The organism is Streptomyces sp. MA5143a, from assembly GCF_900290235.1.
Classification (GTDB): Bacteria; Actinomycetota; Actinomycetes; order Streptomycetales; family Streptomycetaceae; genus Streptomyces.
On the sequence record NZ_OLMK01000026.1, the window covers coordinates 39366 to 59212 of the forward strand.

At 71.5% G+C, this 19847-nt stretch carries 19 protein-coding genes and 1 pseudogene; 8 read left to right on the top strand and 12 right to left on the bottom strand.

The annotated features are described in order from the left end of the window. Positions 1 to 40 precede the first annotated feature (40 nt). The 3 genes and pseudogenes from SMA5143A_RS11970 to SMA5143A_RS11980 all read left to right on the top strand — a co-directional run bounded on the left by SMA5143A_RS11970 (position 41) and on the right by SMA5143A_RS11980 (position 1745). Positions 41 to 961, top strand: coding sequence for a helix-turn-helix domain-containing protein (locus SMA5143A_RS11970; RefSeq protein WP_107462938.1), 921 nt, complete (start codon positions 41 to 43; stop codon positions 959 to 961). Positions 962 to 997: 36 nt separating this feature from the next. Next, a pseudogene (locus SMA5143A_RS43815) lies at positions 998 to 1201 on the top strand (hypothetical protein); the annotation flags it as partial. Between the two features lie 178 nt (positions 1202 to 1379). Continuing rightward, on the top strand, positions 1380 to 1745 hold the full coding sequence (locus SMA5143A_RS11980) for a PH domain-containing protein (RefSeq protein WP_107462939.1): 366 nt from the start codon (positions 1380 to 1382) through the stop codon (positions 1743 to 1745). A 97-nt stretch (positions 1746 to 1842) separates the two neighbouring features. On the opposite strand, the gene SMA5143A_RS11985 is transcribed toward SMA5143A_RS11980, so the two are convergent. After that, the gene (locus SMA5143A_RS11985; RefSeq protein WP_107462940.1) at positions 1843 to 3195 is read right to left on the bottom strand and encodes a pectate lyase family protein; all 1353 of its coding nucleotides are present in this window, start codon (positions 3193 to 3195) and stop codon (positions 1843 to 1845) included. A 164-nt stretch (positions 3196 to 3359) separates the two neighbouring features. After that, the gene (locus SMA5143A_RS11990; protein WP_107463146.1) at positions 3360 to 3725 is read right to left on the bottom strand and encodes a hypothetical protein; all 366 of its coding nucleotides are present in this window, start codon (positions 3723 to 3725) and stop codon (positions 3360 to 3362) included. Positions 3726 to 4008: 283 nt separating this feature from the next. Between SMA5143A_RS11990 and SMA5143A_RS11995 the strand changes: the two genes are divergently transcribed. The 3 genes from SMA5143A_RS11995 to SMA5143A_RS12005 all read left to right on the top strand — a co-directional run bounded on the left by SMA5143A_RS11995 (position 4009) and on the right by SMA5143A_RS12005 (position 5460). Further along, positions 4009 to 4668 carry a nucleotidyl transferase AbiEii/AbiGii toxin family protein gene (locus tag SMA5143A_RS11995; protein ID WP_375136482.1) on the top strand — a complete coding sequence of 220 codons (660 nt, stop codon included), beginning with the start codon at positions 4009 to 4011 and terminating at the stop codon, positions 4666 to 4668. Continuing rightward, positions 4665 to 4853 carry a hypothetical protein gene (locus tag SMA5143A_RS12000; protein ID WP_055538270.1) on the top strand — a complete coding sequence of 63 codons (189 nt, stop codon included), beginning with the start codon at positions 4665 to 4667 and terminating at the stop codon, positions 4851 to 4853. The genes SMA5143A_RS11995 and SMA5143A_RS12000 overlap by 4 nt, the downstream gene beginning before the upstream one ends. A gap of 178 nt (positions 4854 to 5031) precedes the next feature. Further along, entirely contained in the window at positions 5032 to 5460 is a 429-nt protein-coding gene (locus SMA5143A_RS12005) for a hypothetical protein (protein ID WP_107462942.1), read from the top strand. A 107-nt stretch (positions 5461 to 5567) separates the two neighbouring features. Here the strand turns inward: SMA5143A_RS12005 and SMA5143A_RS12010 are convergent, their stop codons facing one another. The 3 genes from SMA5143A_RS12010 to SMA5143A_RS12020 are packed head-to-tail and all read right to left on the bottom strand — an operon-like array spanning position 5568 to position 8046. Further along, positions 5568 to 6356 carry an ABC transporter permease gene (locus SMA5143A_RS12010; protein WP_107462943.1) on the bottom strand — a complete coding sequence of 263 codons (789 nt, stop codon included), beginning with the start codon at positions 6354 to 6356 and terminating at the stop codon, positions 5568 to 5570. Continuing rightward, positions 6353 to 7345: an ATP-binding cassette domain-containing protein gene (locus tag SMA5143A_RS12015; protein WP_107462944.1), complete on the bottom strand. Its 993-nt coding sequence runs from the start codon at positions 7343 to 7345 to the stop codon at positions 6353 to 6355. The genes SMA5143A_RS12010 and SMA5143A_RS12015 overlap by 4 nt, the downstream gene beginning before the upstream one ends. A gap of 32 nt (positions 7346 to 7377) precedes the next feature. Continuing rightward, positions 7378 to 8046: a DUF4097 family beta strand repeat-containing protein gene (locus SMA5143A_RS12020; protein WP_107462945.1), complete on the bottom strand. Its 669-nt coding sequence runs from the start codon at positions 8044 to 8046 to the stop codon at positions 7378 to 7380. 227 nt (positions 8047 to 8273) lie between these two features. Here SMA5143A_RS12020 and SMA5143A_RS12025 point away from each other — a divergent pair, with 227 nt between their 5' ends. Continuing rightward, on the top strand, positions 8274 to 9119 hold the full coding sequence (locus tag SMA5143A_RS12025; protein ID WP_107462946.1) for a GbsR/MarR family transcriptional regulator: 846 nt from the start codon (positions 8274 to 8276) through the stop codon (positions 9117 to 9119). 167 nt (positions 9120 to 9286) lie between these two features. Here the strand turns inward: SMA5143A_RS12025 and SMA5143A_RS12030 are convergent, their stop codons facing one another. The 5 genes from SMA5143A_RS12030 to aspS form a co-directional block, all read right to left on the bottom strand. Beyond that, positions 9287 to 9673, bottom strand: a complete 387-nt coding sequence (locus SMA5143A_RS12030) for a hypothetical protein (RefSeq protein WP_107462947.1) — start codon at positions 9671 to 9673, stop codon at positions 9287 to 9289. A gap of 38 nt (positions 9674 to 9711) precedes the next feature. Beyond that, positions 9712 to 10341 carry a GOLPH3/VPS74 family protein gene (locus SMA5143A_RS12035; RefSeq protein ID WP_107462948.1) on the bottom strand — a complete coding sequence of 210 codons (630 nt, stop codon included), beginning with the start codon at positions 10339 to 10341 and terminating at the stop codon, positions 9712 to 9714. After that, positions 10338 to 10754, bottom strand: a complete 417-nt coding sequence (locus SMA5143A_RS12040) for a hypothetical protein (RefSeq protein ID WP_146193898.1) — start codon at positions 10752 to 10754, stop codon at positions 10338 to 10340. Before SMA5143A_RS12040 ends, SMA5143A_RS12035 begins: the two co-directional genes overlap by 4 nt. 227 nt (positions 10755 to 10981) lie before the next feature. Continuing rightward, positions 10982 to 11953 (bottom strand): intradiol ring-cleavage dioxygenase, encoded by a 972-nt coding sequence (locus SMA5143A_RS12045; RefSeq protein WP_107462950.1) that lies wholly within the window; start codon positions 11951 to 11953, stop codon positions 10982 to 10984. Positions 11954 to 12126: 173 nt separating this feature from the next. Then, entirely contained in the window at positions 12127 to 13890 is a 1764-nt protein-coding gene (gene aspS, locus SMA5143A_RS12050; RefSeq protein ID WP_107462951.1) for an aspartate--tRNA ligase, read from the bottom strand. A gap of 365 nt (positions 13891 to 14255) precedes the next feature. Between aspS and SMA5143A_RS12055 the strand changes: the two genes are divergently transcribed. Beyond that, positions 14256 to 17021, top strand: coding sequence for a SpoIIE family protein phosphatase (locus SMA5143A_RS12055; protein WP_258193484.1), 2766 nt, complete (start codon positions 14256 to 14258; stop codon positions 17019 to 17021). A 110-nt stretch (positions 17022 to 17131) separates the two neighbouring features. Here the strand turns inward: SMA5143A_RS12055 and SMA5143A_RS12060 are convergent, their stop codons facing one another. After that, on the bottom strand, positions 17132 to 18172 hold the full coding sequence (locus SMA5143A_RS12060) for an AI-2E family transporter (protein ID WP_107462953.1): 1041 nt from the start codon (positions 18170 to 18172) through the stop codon (positions 17132 to 17134). Positions 18173 to 18289: 117 nt separating this feature from the next. Then, a complete protein-coding gene (locus SMA5143A_RS12065) occupies positions 18290 to 19462 on the bottom strand; it encodes a helix-turn-helix domain-containing protein (protein ID WP_258193485.1) in 1173 nt (390 codons plus the stop codon). Positions 19463 to 19847 lie beyond the last annotated feature (385 nt).

Sequence of the window (19847 nt, forward strand, 5' to 3'; positions counted from 1 at the left end):
ATGGCGAGGGCCTGACCACCGAGGAAGATTGGGCTTCCCGATGGACACGCAAAACCCTAGCGCGCCCCCGCGCGCCCAGTCCCGTACCGCGGGCAAAATCCACCCCCGCCAGACGGAAGAGGGCCCTCAACCGAACCGAGACCGGTACCGCGCCCCCCACGGAAAGACCCCAGGCGGCGTCATCCACGACAACGCCCGCCACACCACCCGCTTCACGGTGATCGGCAACCACCTCGCCCAGCACCCGGAACTGTCACTGCTGGCGATCGGGCTCGCCACGCACATCCAGTCGCTCCCGACCGGCGCCCCCGCCGACATCAAGAGCCTCGCCGCCCGCTTCCCCGAGGGCCCGGCCCGTATCGCCGCCGCCCTGCGCGAACTGGAAGCCCACGGCTACCTCCGCCGCACCCGCGAACGCGTCCCCGGCGGCCGGATCGTCACCCGCACCGTCTCCTGCAACAAGCCAGGCCACCACGGCACGACGACAGAGGCCGACACACCCCGGAAGCCCGCCCGTCGCACCTCCCCGGACGAGCGCCCGCCCCGCAAACGCCTCCCCGCCGTCCCCCAGCCCGCCTACTCCTCACCCGACCTCCTCGCCACGGCCGTCGACGTGCTCGCCGGCCTCCGCCGCCGCGACCCCCGCCTCCTCCTCTCCGAGACCGACGCCGAACACCTCGCGCCGGGCGTCGTCGCCTGGCTGGAACGCGACATCGCCGCCACAGCCGTACGCCACGCGCTGACCGCGGACCTCCCCGACGAACCCCTCCACCGCCCGGCAGCCCTCCTGGCCCATCGCCTGGCCACCCAGCTCCCACCCCTGCCACCGTTCCGCGAGCCCTCACCCGCGCCGACCGTCGTGTACCGGATGCACAACTGCGACGGCTGCGACCGTGGCTTCCGCTCACCGACCCCAGGACTCTGCCGTGACTGCGGCGCTGCCCTCTCCACCACTTCCTGAGCCCGTTCTGTCCCGTTCTCTTCCGGCAGGCCGGAGGTCGAGTGGCAATCACTCAGCCCGGTACGGAGCTGGGTCCTGATCTGGGCCAAGGAGATCGAAATCGCCCGCCGCCCCGACCTCTCCACCCGGTACGCCCGGGCGGAGAGCAATCTGGAGCATGAAGATCCGGACGTGGCGCGGGAAGCGCTCCGTGAGCTGAGCGCGGTACTCGAGGAGGCCCTGAAAGCAGTGCGCGAGTGAGCTGGAACGCGGCGCGGGAGCGTATCACCGGCTGTGGTGACCCCGAGATCCTGTGTCGCCGGCTCCGCCGTGCCGCCACCGTCCCGGCCGCCGAGGACATCTTCACAGAGCGGTAGAAGTCGACAGCGGTGCGTGGCCGGGAGCAACCCTCTGGGGCTGGTCCCGCGTCTCTCGGGACATGGCACTGTTCGGAAACGCGCACACCGTCAATCCCGGCAAGGCCCAGCAGGACTACGCACGTCTGCTGGGCCACGGGGAGCAGGTCCACGCCGCGTTCCTGCTGATCCGCGACACCATCCTGTTCACCGACCGCCGTCTCATCCTGATCGACAAGCAGGGGATCACCGGCAAGAAGGTCGAGTACCACTCCGTCCCGTACCGCAGCATCACGCACTTCTCGGTCGAGACGGCCGGTCACTTCGACCTCGACGCCGAGCTGAAGATCTGGCTGTCCGGCAGCCACGAACCGATCGAGAAGACGTTCACCAAGGGCGTGGACATCTACGAGGTCCAGGCGATCCTCACCCAGTTCGTCGCCGGGTAGCCACGACGCGTCGGCTGTCGCACCGCCCGCCGGCTCCCCCGGTGCCTCCGCCCCGCCATCGGAGAAGGGTGGCCGGGCGGAGGCACGTTCGGTGGGTTCAGGTGAGGGTCCCTGCGCCCGCGGTGGTGGTCAGGTCGGTCAGGAGGTTCTTCACCGATGTCTCCAGGCCCGCCGTCAGCGTCGGCGTCCAGTTCACCGTCGTCCTCAGCTTCTTCGAGTTCGCTGCGTTGTACGCGGCCACGAGGTCCGTCGCCGTGCCGTTGACGACGTTGCCGGTCCCGGCGAGGGAGCCCGTGCCGTCGCCGCTCAGCAGCTTCGCGGGCTTCGCTCCCGCCGGGATCCTCCACACGTTGCGCTCGGCGACCACCTGAGCCTTGGCACGGGAGTCGATGCTGTACCTCGGCGCGTAGCCGTTGAGCGTCGTCGTGTCGTAGACGTTGTTGTAGAGGTGGACCTGCCCGATGCGGGCCAGCGGCGCGCGCTGGACGATGCCCTTCCACACGTTGTGGTGGATGGTGACGCGCAGCTTGCCCTTGGAGTCGGTGTCGCTGCTGCCGATCAGCATCGTCTTGTCGTGGTGGGAGAAGAGGTTCCGCTCGACGGTCACGAGGTCGGAGCCGTTGGTGATGTCGAGGGCGCCGTCGTGGATCTGGTACTTGCGGCCGAAGTACGTCTTCAGCGACTTGTCGAAGGTCGGGCTGTCGGTGAACGTGTTGTGATCGGCCCACACGTTGCTCGCCCCGCGCAGCGTGACGGAGTCGTAGGCGGAGTTCCACTCGCCGGACGAGCCGTCCGTCGGGTCCCACTGCGGGAAGCAGTCCTCCGTCGCCGCGAACGTCAGGTTCCGGACGATGACGTTCCGGACGTTCTGGACCTGGAGGCTGCCGCCCTTGATCCCCGCCTTGGTGCCGGGGACACCGACCATGGTCGTGTTCGACGGCACCCGGAAGACGATGTTCTTCTTCTGCCTCTCGGCTGCCGCCTTGCGGGCGTTCTCCTGGGTGCCGGACGGCGCCTTCCTGCCGTACGTCGACGGGTCGAAGGCCTTGAGGTACGCGGGGAGCGAGTAGCCGGTGCCGGAGGCGTAGTCGGCGCAGGTCAGCTTCTTGCCCGCACCGTCGGTGTTGGCGTCGATGGTGCCCTTGACCTTGATGATCCGGGGGGTGGTGTCGGTCTGCGCGCCGAGCGCCTTCACCAGCTGGGCGCGGGTCGAGACCGTGAAGGTGTGCGCCGCGTCCGCCTTCGTACCGCCGGTCGTACCGGCCCCGGAGGCCGCCCACCCGTCCTTGGCGGGCAGCACCTGGTGGGAGAGGTCCGCGGGACTGGCGCCCGCGTTCATCACGAGGACGCCGGCGCCGACACCTGCGGCCACGGCTGCGGCGGTGACCACGAGGGCACGGCGCTTGCGGAGGGACCGGCGGTGGGACGGGCGCGAGGAGGCAGAAGCCACGGATGAGTCCTTACGTAACGTACGTGGTTCGGGTGAACACGTGGTTCGGGTGAACACGCGGTTCGTGTGGAGCCCCCGTGAGGGGAGTTCCGACTCATGGGTGGTCGCCGTTCAGGGAAAAGTTGCCTCCAAGTGCGCTTTCCTCGGCCGGTGGTGAGTGGGGGTCAGCCGAGGTTCGCCTTGATGTGTCCGATGACCTCCTCGAACTCCTTCCGGGGCGAGAAGTCCACGTACTCGCAGTCCTCCAGGGCCTCCGGTACGTGGCCGGGCGCCCAGTAGAAGGCCTCGCCCGCCTCGTAGGTCGTGTCGCCCTCCCTGGTGTGCATCAGCAGCCGGCCCTTGAACATGTAGCCCCAGTGCGGGACCTGGCACAGGCCGTCGGGCTCGGCCTTCAGGACCGGGCCCATGTTCGCGCCCTTGGGGAGCCGGACGAAGGCGACGTCGGTGTCCCCGCCGATGTCCTGCATCCGTAGTTCGACGCCGTCGCCCTCGATCTCGACGGGTACGTCCGTCCGCGTGACCGCCCTCATGCCGACCTCCACGAGTGCTCGGGCGGGGCCTTCCGGCAGCTCCGCCACTCCTTCCAGTCTGGCCCCACCGGTCACCCGACGCCCGGTCACGGCATCAGGGCGTTCGAAGGGCCAGGGCCAAGATGAACCGGGGAGATGACAGGGGAAGAGCCCGAGAGCCGTGATAATCCATGTCCATGGCCCCCTCCCCCACCCTTCCCCAGGCCCGCGCGTGAACGACCTCCCCGAGCCGGCCCCTCCCGAGCCGGCCCCTCCCGACCCGGTCCTTCATCTCCTCACCGACATCCTGGCCGTCGGCGCCCCCTACGCCCTGGCCGTGACCGGCGACCACGCGGTACGGGCCCACGGGCTCACGGAGAGCCGCCCGCCGGGCCGCCTGCTGGAGATGGCGACGGAACACCCAGCCCCGATGGACGAGATCGCCGGCGCCGTCCGCACCGGGCTGGCGGGACGCGGCTGGCTCGTGGAGGAGGCGGAGGGCACCCCGCTCTCCGCCCGCCTTCTCGTCACCGACCCGACGACGGCGGAGGAACGCACCCTGGACCTCCTCAAGGAGTCCCTGTGGCACCCCGCGGTCGAGACGTCGCTGGGGCCGACCCTCTCCGTGGAGGACGTCGTCGGTACGAAGGTCCGGGCCCTCTCCGACCGGAACACCGCCCGCGACCTCGTCACGGTCCACGCGGCCGCCGCCCACTGGACCGTCCCCGAACTGGAGGAGCTGGCCCGCCGCCACACCTCCGCCACCGCCTCCACGTTCGATCTCGCCGACCTCCAGTCCCGGTTGGAGGCCACCGAGTGGCTCGACGACCGGGAATTCGCTCGCCAGGGCCTCGACGAGCAGGCCACCATGTCGCTCCGCCGGTGGGCCCAGTCCTGGGCCGCCGACATCGCCGAACGCCTGCTGGAGGAGGAGGCGTTGACACCCCCACCGGAGGCCGAGTGAGCAAACGCCGTTACGTCGCCCGGGGCGTCCCCGGCGGCTACCGCATCTACGACCACCGCCGCCGGGGCTGGTGGGGCGACCTCTATGAACTCTGCCCCGACGACCTTCTGAGAGAGCTGAACGGCGGCAAGGACCCGGAGAAGCTGTCGGCCCTGCTGAAGCGGTACCGGGCACTGAGGCGGTAGCCCGCACGGGGCGGGGGCGCCGGTGGAACGGGGTCTCGTGGAGCCGGAGGCCAGGGGCGAGGGCTGGTGGGACCGAGGGTTTCTGGAACCGGGGTCCCGCGTCCGGGCGTTTCCGACCTACGGGGGCTGCGGGATGTGGCCCGTGCCGCCGGAATCCCGACATGCGGAGGGGCTGAGGATGAGTACGGAGATCGCCGAACTGGTGGGCCGGGCGGGCCCGTATCTGACGGCGGCCGTGGCCGTGTACGGCACCGGGGCGCTGACCCCGGTGGAGCGCGCGGCGGTGGAGACGACGGCGGACATCGGCCGCCGGATGCTGACGGCGGCGTGGCACCACCGTGACGAGCGGGGGCGGGCCGAGCTGGGCGCGGCCGTGGCGGACGCAGCGGCGGAACCCGACGACGAGGACGCGTCGGCGGCCCTGCGCCAGCAGATCAAACGGGCCCTGCGCGAGGACGAGGAACTGCGACGCGAGCTGACGGCTCTGCTGCCGCGTCAGGAGAACCGGGGCGTGACGGTGACGGCCTCGGCCCCCCGTGCCATCGCCGCCGGTGGCAACATCGGCGTGGCGATCACCGGCGACGGACACACCGCGCCCGAGCGGTGACACGACGCGAGCAGTGACACACGAACGGGGCGGCGTACTCCGACGCCCTGTCGGTGTACGCCGCCCTTGGTGCGGGGTGCGGGTGGCTGCCCGCGCTGCCACGGCGGTTACTTCGGGTCGCCGTTGAACTTCGAGGTGGACCAGAAGTAGCCGAGCACCGCGAGCCCGACGCACCAGGCCACGGCGAGCCATCCGTTGTGGCCGATCTCGGTGCCGAGGAGCAGTCCGCGCAGGGTCTCGATGGCCGGGGTGAACGGCTGGTACTCGGCGATCGGCTGGAACCAGCCCGGCATGGAGTGCAGCGGCACGAAGGTGCTGGAGATCAGCGGGAGGAAGATCAGCGGCATCGCGTTGTTGCTGGCGGCCTCGGCGTTCGGGCTGACCAGGCCCATCCCGACGGCGATCCAGGTGAGCGCCAGGGCGAACAGCGTGACCAGACCGAAGGCGGCGAGCCACTCCAGGGCGGTGGCGTCGGTGGAGCGGAAACCGATGGCCACACCGACGGCGCCGACGAGGACCACGCTCATCAGGCACTGCGCCACACTGCCGATGACGTGCCCGACGAGCACCGACGCGCGGTGGATCGCCATCGTGCGGAAGCGGGCGATGATGCCCTCGGTCATGTCGTTGGAGACGGACACCGCGGTGCCGATGGTGGTGGATCCGACCGTCATCAGCAGCAGGCCGGGCAGCAGGTAGGCGATGTAGTCGGAGCGGTCGGCGCCGCCGCCGAGGCCCGCGCTCATCGCGTCTCCGAAGATGTAGACGAAGAGCAGCAGCAGCATGACCGGTGTGAGCAGCAGGTTCAGCGTCATCGACGGGTAGCGCCTGGCGTGCAGCAGGTTGCGGCGCAGCATGGTCGTCGAGTCGCGGACGGCGAGGGAGAGGGAGCTCATCGCAGGGCCTCCTTGGCCTGGGCGGGGATGTCGGTGCCGCCGGTGAGGGCGAAGAACACGTCGTCGAGGTCGGGGGTGTGCACGGTCAGTTCGTCGGCCTCGACGCCGGCGGCGTCCAGCCGGTCGAGGACGGAGCGCAGGTCACGCTGGGAGCCGTCGCTGGGGATCCGCAGGGTCAGGGCGTCGTCGTCGGCGGTGCCCCCGCGCGAGCGGAGGGGAGCGTCGGCGAGGGTGCCCTGGAGGAGTGCGGCGGCGGCCGACCGGTAGAGGGCCGGGTCGGAGAAGCGGAGCCGGACGTGGCCGCCGGGGATCAGTCGCTTGAGTTCCTCGGCGGTGCCCTCGGCGGCGATCCGGCCGTCGTGGAGCACGGCGATCCGGTCGGCGAGCTCGTCGGCCTCCTCCAGGTACTGCGTGGTGAGGAAGACGGTGACGCCGCCCGTGACCAGCTCGCGGATGATCTGCCACATGGTGTGGCGGGAGCGGGGGTCGAGGCCGGTGGTCGGCTCGTCGAGGAAGATGACGCGCGGGCTCCCGACGAGCGTCATCGCGATGTCGAGGCGGCGTTTCATGCCGCCGGAGTAGGTGGAGGCGGGCTTCTTCGCCGCCTCCGTGAGATCGAAGCGCTCCAGGAGGTCGGCGGCGACCCGTCGCCCCTCGCTCCTCGGCAGGTGGTGCAGGTCCGCCATGAGGAGCATGTTCTCCTCGCCGGTGATGAGCCCGTCGACGGCTGAGAACTGCCCGGTGACCCCGATAGCGGCGCGCAGGGCCTGCGGCGCGGTGGCCAGGTCGTGGCCCGCGACACTGATCTGGCCGCTGTCGGCGGTGATGAGGGTGGAGAGGATCTTGACGGCGGTGGTCTTGCCGGCCCCGTTCGGGCCGAGCAGGGAGAAGATCGTTCCCTCGGGGACGGTCAGGTCGACGCCGTCGAGCACGATCTTGTCGCCGTAGGACTTGCGCAGCCCGTGCGCCGCGATGGCCGGGGTGGTCATGGTGGATGTGCTCCTTCGAGGGGCCGGGAGGGTCAGAGGCTGCGGGCGGTGATGTCGCCGCAGGAGGTGGTGGCGCGGATGTCGAGCGCGGTGGTGCCGTCGTTCTTGAGGGCGTTGCTGACGCGGCCGTAGGAGGTGCCGGCGTCCAGGGCGGCCGAGACTCCGGGGGCGGCGGCGACCGCGATGTCACCGGACTCGGTGCGGAGCACGACGGTGCCGCCGACGGCCTCGTCGATGCGGATGTCGCCCTGCTGGGTGCTGATCTCCGCGGGTCCGCCGAGGCGTCCGACCGCGATGTCACCGGCCAGGACGGCCAGGCGGGCACGGCCGGTCTCGTCGAGCTTGACCTGGCCGAGGGCGCCGTCGACCGCGACGTCCCCGAGCCGTCCGACGCCCCGGAACTCGACGCCGGCGGAGGTGGCCTCGACGTGCGAGCCGGCGGGCATCTGGACGGTCACCTCGACCGAGCCGGCGGGGCCCACGAGGCGGTTCTTGACCGGCGCCTTCGCGGTGATCCGCAGGGTGCCGTCGGCGTACTCGACGGTGGTCCGCTCGGCGAGCCGCACGTCCCGGTCCTTGGAGGGGTCCACGGGCCGGACCTCGACGACGGTGTCGGCCCGGTCGGCGGCGATGACCTGCACCCGCCCGGCCTGGATGTCGAGGACGGCGGCGATCGGGGCGGGGGTGGCGAACTTCTGCATCGTTCTCTCCTCTGGCGGGTCGTTGTTTCCGACGAGGGAAAAGCTACGTTGCATTCATAGTTACGGCAACCAGTTCGTTGCACGTGTCTGACGTTATTGCAGGTAGAAGCAAGGAAATCATTGCAATGGAGCTGAACTTAATGCAACAACGCCTCACCGAGATCGTTGCAATGGAATGCAGATGAACGCTATGGTGGGTCCTCACGCGCACCTCGAAGGAGACCCCCATGCCGGGAGGCAGGCTCACTCAGCCCGAACGTCAGCAGATCGCCCTGGGGCTGGCCGACGGTCTCGCCTACGCCGAGATCGCGCGACGCCTCGACCGCCCCACCTCGACCATCACCCGCGAGGTCATGCGCAACGGCGGCCCCACCGGCTACCGCGCCGACCTGGCCCATCGCGCCACCGAACGCCGTGCGCAGCGGCGCAGGCAGTCCGCGCCCCGGGGGCCTGCGGCGTCCACGGCGGCGTACGGCCGGGACACCGAGGCGGTGCGGGAGTTCGAGGAGGCGTTCGCCACCGTGATGATGGCCTCGGGCATGCCGAAGATGATGGCGCGGGTCATGGCCTGCCTCACGCTCACCGACTCGGGCAGCCTCACCGCCTCCGACCTGGTCCAGCGCCTCCAGGTCAGCCCGGCGTCCGTCTCCAAGGCGATCACCTATCTGGAGGGCCAGGCGTTCGTCCGCAGGGAGCGCGACGAACGCCGCCGTGAGCGCTATGTCGTCGACGACGACATCTGGTACCAGTCGATGCTGGCCAGCGCCCGGGCCCTCAACCAGGTCATCGAGATCGCCCGGCAGGGCGTCGGCGTCCTCGGCCGCGAGACCCCGGCCGCCGCCCGCCTGGAGAACGTCGCCCGCTTCCTCGACTTCGTCAGGGAGAACACGATCCGCGCGGCGGAACAGGCCCGAGCGGTGCTCCACACGAAGCCGGGGAGCGGGGAGGCGGAGGGCGTCCAGGCGAGCAGCGGGGAGACCGACGCCGGGCACTCGGGCAGCGGCGCGGGGATCGGGGAGGCCGACGACCCGCAGGCGGGTGACTCGGGAGCCAACGACCCGCAGGAGGGGTGACTCGGGACCCGACGACACGCAGGCGGACGGCTCGGGACCCGACAGCACGCAGGCCCGCGGTGCGGGAGCCGACAGCACGCAGGCCCGCGGTACGGGAGCCGACGGCACGGGCACCGGGGCGTAGTCAGCCGCACCCCTGAGCGTTGGGCGTCGGGAGGCGCCCCCAGTCAGTCCGTCGAGGCGAGTTCCCCCACGGGGACGGTCGTGGCGGTGCCGCGCGGGCAGCGCCACACGGCTGTGCCCCTGTCGACGGCCGCCTCCAGCGGATGCGTGTCCGGGTGCGCCGGGCAGCGCGGCCACACCGCGGGCTCCCCGGCCGCCCACAGTGCCTCCACCGCCCAGCCCTGCACCTGGTCCGCGACCTCGGCCGTCAACACCCCCGGTCGCCCGTCGGTTTCGGCCCACACCCCCTGGCCCGACCCGTCCGGCGCGTAGAGCACCACACCGGAGCCGTCTTCGTCCTCCCGCACCTCGGGTCGCACGGAACACTGCGCGCGCAGATCCCGCAGCACGGCGGCCAGCGCCTCGCTGAACTCGGCTTCGGTGCGGCTCACGAGTCGGACACCCTTCGCAGGAGGACCACAACCACGGCTCAGGTCAACGTCGTGATGATCACGACCGTGGTCGCCATCGTCGCGGCGGTGAGCGCGGCCGAGGTCGCGGCGGCCGTCTCGGCCATGCGGCGCAGGGCGGGGTCGGCCCAGTGGCGTTCGGCGATGTCCGTCATACGCCGCTCGACCGCCGCGGCCTGCTCCTTCCCCAGGTCGGGAAAGGCCAGTTCCCGCAGGTCGGCGTGGTGGAGCAGGGTGATCAGGGCGGCGGTGCGGTGGTCGGGTTCGCTTCCCTCCAGGACGACGTCGGCGAGTCGCCCGCGCAGCGCGGCCTCCACCGTGCCGTCGACCTCCGGGTGGACGGTGGTGCGGAAGACGAGAAGGAGCCGGCGCTTCTCCTTGCGGATCAGGCCCTTGTCCAGCAGCCCTCGCAGGGCCTTCTCGTACTCCTCGTTCCTCCGGTCGTTGATCCACTTCTCGGCGTCGTCCGGGAGCGCCGCGGCCTCGGGGCCGTCGGCGAGCACCCGTTCCAGCAGGGCCGCCGCCGCGATCGCGTACGGCGTCCGCAGCGGCAACTTCGCCTCACCCGTGGAGTCGTCGAGGGAGAGTAGGAGGATCTCCTCACCGAGGGTCGTGGGGACGGGGCCGGAGGCAGCGGACGACATGGTCATGATCGGTAGGACGCGTCGAGCCCGTACGACAGTTCCCTCCGCTCACCCTCGGCGGCCGGGTCCAGCCCCAACGCCCTGCGGGCCTCCCGCACATGGCGCAGGCCCTCGGTCGCGGTGCGGACGACCGCCGTGTACTGGTCGGGCGTACGGGCGGAGGCCAGCCGCGCCCGTGCGGTACGGAGGCGCTCGGCGGCGTCGGCCAGCGCACGGGCCGCGTCGCCGTCCGCCCCGGCCTGCGCCCGTACGTCGATCCCGGCCAGGCCACCGCCGAGCCGGACCACCCAGCGGTTGGCGTCGGCCTCCGCGTCCAGGTCGGATTGCGCTTCCCGCCCCTCGTCATGGAGCCGCAGGGCGATGACCGCGACCACCGCCCCGAGGGCCAGCAGCAGTGCGAGCAGCACGGCGAATTCCATGTCCTCCTCCACGTTCCGAGGTTCTCCGGCGTTTCCGTCCCCTACGGGTTCCTCGCTCTCTGCGTCCATCACACCCGCGTCCTCTGTGCGCCTCCGTCGAGCAACCTGTGCGTCCCCTGATGACCGTCCCCGGTGCCCGGCCCGCCGAGTGCGTACAGGCACGCCGAAGGGCCCGGAACCCGAGGGGGTGGGGTTCCGGGCCTCGCGCCGAGCCACGCGGGAACGCGTCAGCCGGCGGTTCCGGTGTTCGTCGCGTCCGGGTCGACGCCGACCGTGATGGTCCCGGTGACGCCCTTGGCGATGTCGTTCTTTCGGTACTTCAGCTTGAGCAGACCGCCCTGGGTGCCGCTCCCGTCGTAGATGGTGTCCTCGTCGAGGGTCGTGCGCTCGGTCGTCGAGGTGGAGTACGGCTCGACCTCGGCGGAGGCGAGCACGGCCTCCTCGTCGAAGAAGAACTGCCCGGTGTGGCAGGTGGTACCGCCCTCGTAACCGGCGTCGGTCCACTCACCGTTGACATGCACCTTGGTGTGGACGTGCACACAACGGCCCCGGTACCAGCCCGGGAAGACCGTCCGGAAGGTGACGAAGCCCTTCTTGTCGGTCTTCCAGGTGCCCCGCAGATAGCGGGTGTCGCTGGTCGGCTCCTCGTGCCCGCCGCCGCCTCCGCCGCCCCCGCCGCCCCCGGACGGGGGTTCGCCGGTCGGGGCGCCGGACGGTGCGTCCGAGGGGGTGCCGGAGGGCGCGTCGGTGGGGGCGGTGCCGCCGCCCTCGGAGAGGCTCTCGTAGCCCGAGTAGAGGCCGAGCGCGTCACAGTGCCAGATGTCGACGGCCGCGTTCCGGATCGGCGCACAGCTCTCGGAGTCGATCACCTTGATCCGGAGGGTGAAGGGGATGCCCTCCTTGTCCTCGGTGATGTCCTGCCGGATCTTGTCGGCGTCGATGTAGTACGGGCCCTCGGTGGTCTCCGAGGTGAGCCGGTAGCACTCCTCACCGGTGCTCGCCGTCGCGGAGCCGGCCGGGGTGGCCTTCGTCCCTCCGGTCGTGTCCGCGCTCGCGGTCGCGACGACGGCGCCGCCCGCGGCCACCGCGGCCACGGCGCCGGCTCCCGCGACCATGACCTTGCGGCGCGTCATGTCCTTCTTGTGTTTCGGACCCCGGAGTTCGGGGGCCGTGTCGTGTCCGTTCTGATTTCCCGTCATGGACGAGGAAGTTAGGCACGGACACTGTCAGCACGATGGGAAGGCGCTGTGGCTTTCCCCCTGTTCCCCTCCCCGCACAGGAAAGGGTCCTGAGATCGGCGGACGATCTCAGGACCCTTTCGTTTCAAGCTTTCGGCAGACTTGCCCTCAGCAAGCTCGCCTCACGCGCTGCCCTACTTCGGCTGCGGCTTCCGCACCGTGAGGTGCAGCTCGCGCAGTCGCGCCTCCTCCAGCTCCGTCGGCGCGCCCATCATCAGGTCCTGGGCGTTGCCGTTGAGCGGGAAGGCGATGGTCTCGCGGATGTTCGGCTCGTCGGCGAGGAGCATGACGATCCGGTCGACACCCGGGGCGATACCGCCGTGCGGCGGCGCGCCGAAGCGGAAGGCGCGCAGCATGCCCGCGAACTGCTCCTCGACGGTGTCACGGTCGTAGCCCGCGATCTCGAAGGCCTTGAGCATGATCTCGGGCTCGTGGTTCCGGATCGCGCCGGAGGACAGCTCGACGCCGTTGCAGACGATGTCGTACTGCCAGCCGAGGATGTCCAGGGGGTCCTGGGTCTCCAGGGCCTCAAGCCCGCCCTGCGGCATCGAGAACGGGTTGTGCGAGAAGTCGATCTTCCCGGTCTCCTCGTCCTTCTCGTACATCGGGAAGTCGACGATCCAGCAGAACCGGAAGACGCCCTCCTCGAAGTGCCCGGCGCGCTTGGCGGCTTCCACCCGCACCGCGCCCATGATCTTCGAGACCTCGTCGAACTCGCCCGCGCCGAAGAACACGGCGTGACCGGCGGCCAGCGACAGACGCTTGGTCAGCTCGGCGACGTTCTCCTCGGTGAGGAACTTCGCGATCGGGCCGGACAGCGCACCGTCCTCGCCGACGCGCACCCAGGCCAGGCCCTTCGCACCCTGCTCGATCGCGTACTCGCCGAGCTGGTCGAAGAACTTCCGGGGCTGGCCGGAGACGTCCGGCACCGGCAGCGCACGCACGTGCTTGCCGGCGAACGCCTTGAACTCCGAGCCCTCGAAGATGTCGGTGATGTCCACCAGTTCCAGCTGGGCGCGCAGGTCCGGCTTGTCGGAGCCGTACTTGAGCATCGCCTCACGGAACGGGATCCGCGGGAACGGGGAGGTGACGTGACGGCCGTTGCCGAACTCCTCGAACAGCTCGGTCATGAGCTTCTCGATGGGCTGGAAGACGTCCTCCTGCTCCACGAAGCTCATCTCGACGTCGAGCTGGTAGAACTCGCCCGGCGAACGGTCCGCGCGCGCGTCCTCGTCACGGAAGCAGGGCGCGATCTGGAAGTAGCGGTCGAAGCCCGAGATCATCAGCAGCTGCTTGAACTGCTGCGGAGCCTGGGGGAGCGCGTAGAACTTGCCCGGGTTGAGTCGCGAGGGCACGACGAAGTCGCGGGCGCCCTCGGGGGAGGTGGCGGACAGGATCGGCGTGGCCATCTCGTTGAAGCCGAGGGCCGTCATCTTGTGACGGATGGCGCTGATCACGGCCGTACGCAGCATGATGTTGCGGTGCATGCGCTCGCGGCGCAGGTCGAGGAAGCGGTACTCCAGGCGCCGCTCCTCGTTGACCCCGTCCTCGGCGTTGATGGTGAAGGGGAGCGGGGCGGCCGCGCCGAGCAGCTCGACCTCGCCGACCTCGACCTCGACCTCGCCGGTGGGCAGGTCGGGGTTGACGTTCTCGGCGCCACGGGAGACGACCTTGCCGTCGACGCGGACGGTCGACTCCTTGGAGATCTTGTCCAGGGCCTCGTACGCCGGGGTGCCCGGACGGGCGACGAGCTGCGTGATGCCGTAGTGGTCGCGCAGATCGATGAAGAGGATGCCACCCAGGTCGCGCCGATTGTGCAGCCAGCCACTCAGCCGGACGTCGGTGCCGACGTCAGAGGCGCGGAGCTCGCCGCAGGTGTGGGACCTGTACCGATGCATCGTCGTTCATCCAGTCTTCGCTGATCGGGGTCTGGGACCGTGTCACACGGGTTCACTGTCCGTGTTTCACGTGAAACACAGCCAAGGGTACCGGGCACCCCAAGATCGCCTCCCCACCATTAACCGCCGCCCGCGGGGGCAACCGCGTCCTACGGACACCTGGACACCGCTCTCCCCGACGCGGACACCTTTCCCCGCACGGATACTCACCGTCACAGCCATAGCCAGGACCGCAAGCGGTTTCTGTCGCTAACGTCAACCGCTGTCACCGCCGTCGCCGCCGATCGCGGTTACTTCCGGACATCGCTCGGTGCCCGGCACAGCTTCGGTGGCACGGTCCGATCAGCTGTTCTTAGAGTGGGTCAATGCGCACTGGTGAGCCCCCGCCCACCGTGGAGGACGTCCTGTCCGCCCTGGCGACGGGACTGTGGACCTGGGACAGCGCTGCCGGAACCGTCACCGTCGACGCCGAGGCAGCCCGACTCCTGGGGCTGCCCCCGGAACCGACCACCCTCACCCAGGCCGGCGCGCGCTCGAGACTCCACCCCGTCGACTGGAACGAGATCGTCTCGGTCGTCCAGCTCGCCGTCGCGGAGGACACCCTCGCCGAGGTCCGGATCCGGGTCATGGACGAGCAGGGCCGGGTGATCCGCACCGTCCGCAGCCGCTCCAAGCCGACCCTGGATCCGGTGCACAGGTCGGTGGAGCTGATCGGCACCATCCAGGAGGTCACCGAACCCTCGCCGCAGACCGCGGCGCGCGCCCCGGCGGCCGTCACCGGTGACTGGCGGCGCTCCCGCGAGGCGTTCCTGCTGGACGCGGGGCGGGCACTGGCCGAGGCGCGCTCCACGGAGGAGGTGCTGCGGGTCGCGGCGGGCCTCGCGATGCCGGGCTTCTCCCCGGACGGGCTCGCCGTGTTCGGGGTGGAGGGCGACCGCCTCACCGTCATCGGGCACCACGGGCACAACCACGGCGACGAGGGCCCGTTCACCCATATGCCGCTGGAGACGGACTACCCGGCAGCGGAGGTCGTCCGCACGGGCCGCGCCGTCTATCTCTCCTCCCCCGAGGACTACAAGTCCCGCTACCCCACCGCCTGGCCGCTCGCGGAACAGTTCGACCGCCGGTCGTGGGCCTTCCTGCCGCTGATCGTCGCCGGCCGCACCATGGGCGCATGGATGGCCGGCTTCACCTACCCGGTCACCTTCACCCCCGACGAGCGCTCCGTCCTGACCACCGTGGCCCGCATGCTCGCCCAGGCGCTGTCCCGCGCGGGCGCCGCCGAGACCGAACGCGAACTGACCGACGGCCTCCAGCGCACGATGCTGCCCACGCTCGGCCCCGAGATACCCGGCATGAGCGTCGCCGCGCGCTACGTCCCCACCGGCGGCGGACTCCAGGTCGGCGGCGACTGGTACGACATGATCGCCCTGCCCAGCGGCCGCTTCGCCCTCGTCATCGGCGACGTCCAGGGCCACGACGTACGCGCCGCCGGGCTCATGGGCCAGCTCCGCATAGCGCTGCGCGCCTACGCCTCCGAGGGCCACCCGCCGGACGCGGTGCTCTCCCGCGCGTCCCGCTTCCTCCACGGCGTCACCGCGGACACCTCCGGCGACACCTACACCGACCTGCGCTTCGCGACCTGCCTGTACGTGGAGGTCGACCCGGTGACCGGGGTGCTGGACATCGCCCGCGCCGGGCACCCCGACCCGGCGATCCGCATGGCCGACGGCACGGTCCTGGTCCGGCCGACCCCGGGCGGCCTGCCCCTCGGCATCGACCCCGACGCCGACTACCCCACCACCCGGCTCGTCCTCGAACCCGGCGAGACGATGCTCCTGTGCACCGACGGCCTCATCGAAACGGGCGGCCACGACCTCGACACGGGCTGGCGGCGCATCAGGACGATCCTGGAGTCCTTCGACGCGGGCGCGGACGTCGGCGCGGGCGCGACCGCCGACACGAGCCCGGACGCGGAACCTGATGCCCCGGCCCCGGGCCCGGTCCGGGTCAGGCGCGAGACGGATGGCAACGCTGTCGGGGGTGCCGGCGCGGGTAACGGGGTGCCGAGGGCGGCGGGTTCGGGCGCCGCGGGCCCGGAGACGCTGAGAGAGCCGGGGGAGAGCCTTGAGGAAGCGGGCGGACTGGGGCCCCGCTCGGCCTCAGCGGCCGGTGAGCTGGGGGCGCGTTCGGCGTCGACGGCGACCGAACCGGTAGCCGTGGCGGCCGAACCGGCAGCCGTGGCGACCGAACCGATAGCCGTGGCGACCGAACCGGTGACCGCAGCGGCCGAACCGGTGACCGCAGCGGTGGAACCGGCAGCCGTGGCGACCGAACCGATAGCCGTGGCGACCGAACCGGTGACCGGAGCGGCCGAACCGGTGACCGCAGCGGTGGAACCGGTGGCCATGGCTGACGATCCGGTGGCCATGGCGGCGGGCGCGGCCTCCCTCGTGGCCGACTCGGCGCCTTCCGGTGCCGGTCCGACCTCCGTCACTCTGCCCGGGGACCTCCCCGTGGCGAACGGGCTCGCTCCCGGGCGGCTGGAGGCACTGGCCGACGCGCTGGTCCAAGGCGTGCACGGGCCGTCGTCCCATCACACGCCCGGCCCGCTGGCCGACCGGCGCGAGGACGACATAGCGATGCTGCTGCTGTCCCGCGCGGCCGAGGGTGCCGGCCGCGATGCCACCGTCGGCGTACGGCCTCCCATGCGCCGCACCGCCCTGACCGTCGCGCAGGCCGAGCCGGAGCGCATCGCCGGGGCCCGCCAGCAGGTCCGCGAACTGCTCCACGACTGGACCTGCCCCGACCAGGTCGACTCGGCGGTCCTGCTGGTCTCCGAGATGCTCACCAACGTCCTCGTCCACACCGACGCCGACGCGCTCCTCGTCGTCGAGATGACCGGTGCCGGCGGCAAGCGGCGGATGCGGATCGAGGTGACCGACGCCAGCGACGACCTCCCGCACAAGCGCCGCCCCGGCGAACTGGCCTCCTCCGGACGCGGTCTCGTCCTCATGGACGTGCTCGCGGACGCCTGGGGCGTAGACCCGCGCGGCGACGGCAAGAGCATCTGGTTCGAACTCCACGAGCCCTCGAAGCCGGCGGGCCCGCCGGGCGAGACGGCGAGGTGACCCCACCGCCGGGTGCCCCCTGCCCCCTTGCCCCCTTGCCCCCTTGCCCCCTTGCCCCCTTGCCCCCGGCCGAGGATGCCCCGGCACGGACAGTCCCGGCCAGGCCGCCGCTAGGCGACCCCCTCCTTCGCGAACCGGTCCCGAAGCTCGTGGACGACTCCGAAGGCCGCCGCGGTCAGCGGTACCGCGAGGAGCATGCCGAGGACGCCGGCGACCGATGCGCCCGCGGTGATGGCGATCATGACGACCGCCGGGTGCATCTGCACCGTCCGGCTCTGGATCATCGGCATGAGCACATGTCCCTCCAACTGCTGCACGGCGAGCACGATCCCGAGGACCCACAGCGCGATCACGGCTCCCCGGTCGGCGAGGGCCACGAGCACGGCCACCCCACCCGAGACGACGGCGCCGAGATACGGGATGTACGCGCCGACGAACACGAGCGCGGCGAGCCCGACCGCGCCCGGCACATCGAGGATCAGCAACCCGACCCCGATGCACGTGGCGTCGATGAGTGCCACGAGGGTCGTCCCGCGCATGAACCCCTCGACGGCCTCGAACGCCCGCCGCGCGATGGCCTCCACCGTGTCGGCGAGCCCGCACGGCGACAACGCGCGGATGGTTCCTGACACCCGGTCGGCGTCCCGCAGGAAGAAGAAGACGAGCAGCAGCGCGAGGACGGCCATGGCGACGGCCTCGCCGACGATGCTCACCCCGCTGATGACGTTGGACGCCGCGGTCCCCCCGAACCTGCCCAGCAACTCCTTGGCGTTGGCGGCGAGATCGTCCAGCGAGGTGCCGGCCGCACCGAAGTGCCGGGTGACGTCCTCGGCCGCGTCCCTGAGGGAGGCGATGATCTGGTCCCCGGTGCCGATGAGCGCGGCGGCCACGACGTAGACGGCCCCGCCCACGACCGCGACCACCGCGACGCAGGTGAGGCCCGCGGCGAGCGACCGGTTCATCCGCGCCCTGACCAGCCGCCGGTGCAGCGGTCCGAGCAACGCGGCCCCCAGCAGGGCGAGCAGCACCGGCGTGACGGCCGTCCTGAACTCCACGCACAGCCGGACCCCCACGTACACGACCCCGGCGACGAGCAGCACGACGGCACACCAGGCGGCGAGACGCCGCACGGGTTCGGGGAGCAGCTGCACCCCTCCAGCGGAGCACGGCCACCGTCACCCTGTCGTGCGCGGACGCCCCGTCCGGGTGACGCGGGCGACCGGACGGCCGAGTGCGGGTCGCCCGCGGCTCATTCGCGCCCGGTCAACTCATCCGCGCCCGGTCGGGTCGCGGCCGATCAGGAACAGCTGCGCGTCGCCCGCGCCACCGGCCCCCGTCGCGTCGGCGCAGCCCTCCGCCACCGCGACCGCCCCCTTCTCCTCGGGGCCGCCGCGCATACCGACGCAGACGTCCGCCTCCCCCCGCCCCGGCCGCAACCGCCACGCGCCCTTCGTGCCCTTGCCGGTGCCCTCGGCCCGTTCGATGCGGAACAGCTGAGAGGAGCCGCCGACCTTGCAGTCGTCCCAGGGCTCGAACATGTGCTGGAACTCGCTGTCGCTGAGCAGCGTGAGACAGCCCTTGCCGTGCCGCGGATGGTCCCACTGGATGCGGTAGTACCCGTCGTCCGCCCGCAGCAGATACGTCTTCGGCGGCACGGCCTCCTCGCACGGCCGCTGCATCGCCACCACCTTCGACTCCCCGCTGTGCACCCGTACGTCCCCGTCGGTGAGGCACAGGTCGGGAGCGCGTACGGGGCGGATGCGGGTGAGCCCGGGAGCGGGACCGGGCGGCACGGGAGCGCCGCCGCCCTCAGCGGCCCGCGTCCCGGAGGGCTCCGACGTCCGCGTCGTCCGCCCGCTGTCCCCGTCCCCGCCGCCGTTCGACGCCGTCCCGTCGCGCGGCAGCCACACCAGCACGCCGACGACGAGCAGGGCGACCGTACCGAGCGAGGCCACGGCGGCGAGCGAAGCGGCACCGGCCCGCCCCCCGAACACCCGGCCACCACCGCCCCCGACGACCCGACGGACCGCCCCACCCGACGCACCCCTCATGCGTCCACCCGGCCCGTCGCCGGCTCCCCGCCCTTCCCGCCCCTGTCGTTCCGCTTCTCGCGGGGCGTCCCCCGTGACGACGAGCCGTTCCCTGACGGCCAGCCACGTGGATACGGCGGTCTCCGGTACCCCACAGGCCCGGACGAGCGCGGAGACGACCTCGGCACGCGGGAGCGCGTCCCGCCGCAGGACATCGGCGAGGGTGCTGCGGGCGAGAATTTCGCCCTGCTCGGCGGCACGCTGCTCCAACTGCCGGTAGGTCAGCCCACTGCGCTCCTTGAGCCGACGCAGCAGGGCGACGTACTCGGCGGAGGTGCGCGCGGCCTCCGGCGTCAACTCCCCACCCGCCTCCGGCTTTCCGGCCCTCCCGCGGTCCCCCGTGCTCGCCATGCGGTCATTGTCAGCCGGGGGCAAACCGCCGACAACCCCTGTCCCAGCCATGTCGAGCACCCCGCCGCACGGTCCGGACAAGCCGCTGAACAGCCGAAACAGCCACGCTCCGTCCGGGACACGGCAAGGCGTTGCCGGACAGGATCAGACGGCCCAGGCTCGGTTGCTGTCGCGACGGCCGGCCCCGCCGCCACGTACCCGGGGCAGGGCCCGTGCCCGCCGGTCGACCATCAGCTCTGTTGTTGCCTCGCGCAGTCCGTCCTCGTCCTCAGCCCGGCGGCATCCACGCTGTCGGTCCCCGCACACGCCGGAGGCCCCCGCCCGGTCGGGCAGGGGCCTCATCAGCAGCCGTCAACAGCCGTCAGCAGCTACGCGCAGGCAGAGC

Bases quoted from the DNA above. Each gene is read 5' to 3' on its own strand.
- SMA5143A_RS12065 (WP_258193485.1), bottom strand. From the start codon at position 19,462: ATGGCGAGCACGGGGGACCGCGGGAGGGCCGGAAAGCCGGAGGCGGGT.
- SMA5143A_RS11980 (WP_107462939.1), top strand. From the start codon at position 1,380: ATGGCACTGTTCGGAAACGCGCACACCGTCAATCCCGGCAAGGCCCAG.
- SMA5143A_RS12015 (WP_107462944.1), bottom strand. From the start codon at position 7,345: ATGACCACCCCGGCCATCGCGGCGCACGGGCTGCGCAAGTCCTACGGC.
- SMA5143A_RS12035 (WP_107462948.1), bottom strand. From the start codon at position 10,341: ATGACCATGTCGTCCGCTGCCTCCGGCCCCGTCCCCACGACCCTCGGT.
- SMA5143A_RS12025 (WP_107462946.1), top strand. From the start codon at position 8,274: ATGCCGGGAGGCAGGCTCACTCAGCCCGAACGTCAGCAGATCGCCCTG.
- SMA5143A_RS12045 (WP_107462950.1), bottom strand. From the start codon at position 11,953: ATGACGGGAAATCAGAACGGACACGACACGGCCCCCGAACTCCGGGGT.
- SMA5143A_RS11970 (WP_107462938.1), top strand. From the start codon at position 41: ATGGACACGCAAAACCCTAGCGCGCCCCCGCGCGCCCAGTCCCGTACC.
- SMA5143A_RS11990 (WP_107463146.1), bottom strand. From the start codon at position 3,725: ATGAGGGCGGTCACGCGGACGGACGTACCCGTCGAGATCGAGGGCGAC.
- aspS (WP_107462951.1), bottom strand. From the start codon at position 13,890: ATGCATCGGTACAGGTCCCACACCTGCGGCGAGCTCCGCGCCTCTGAC.
- SMA5143A_RS12020 (WP_107462945.1), bottom strand. From the start codon at position 8,046: ATGCAGAAGTTCGCCACCCCCGCCCCGATCGCCGCCGTCCTCGACATC.
- SMA5143A_RS12040 (WP_146193898.1), bottom strand. From the start codon at position 10,754: ATGGAATTCGCCGTGCTGCTCGCACTGCTGCTGGCCCTCGGGGCGGTG.
- SMA5143A_RS12055 (WP_258193484.1), top strand. From the start codon at position 14,256: ATGCGCACTGGTGAGCCCCCGCCCACCGTGGAGGACGTCCTGTCCGCC.
- SMA5143A_RS12010 (WP_107462943.1), bottom strand. From the start codon at position 6,356: ATGAGCTCCCTCTCCCTCGCCGTCCGCGACTCGACGACCATGCTGCGC.
- SMA5143A_RS12005 (WP_107462942.1), top strand. From the start codon at position 5,032: ATGAGTACGGAGATCGCCGAACTGGTGGGCCGGGCGGGCCCGTATCTG.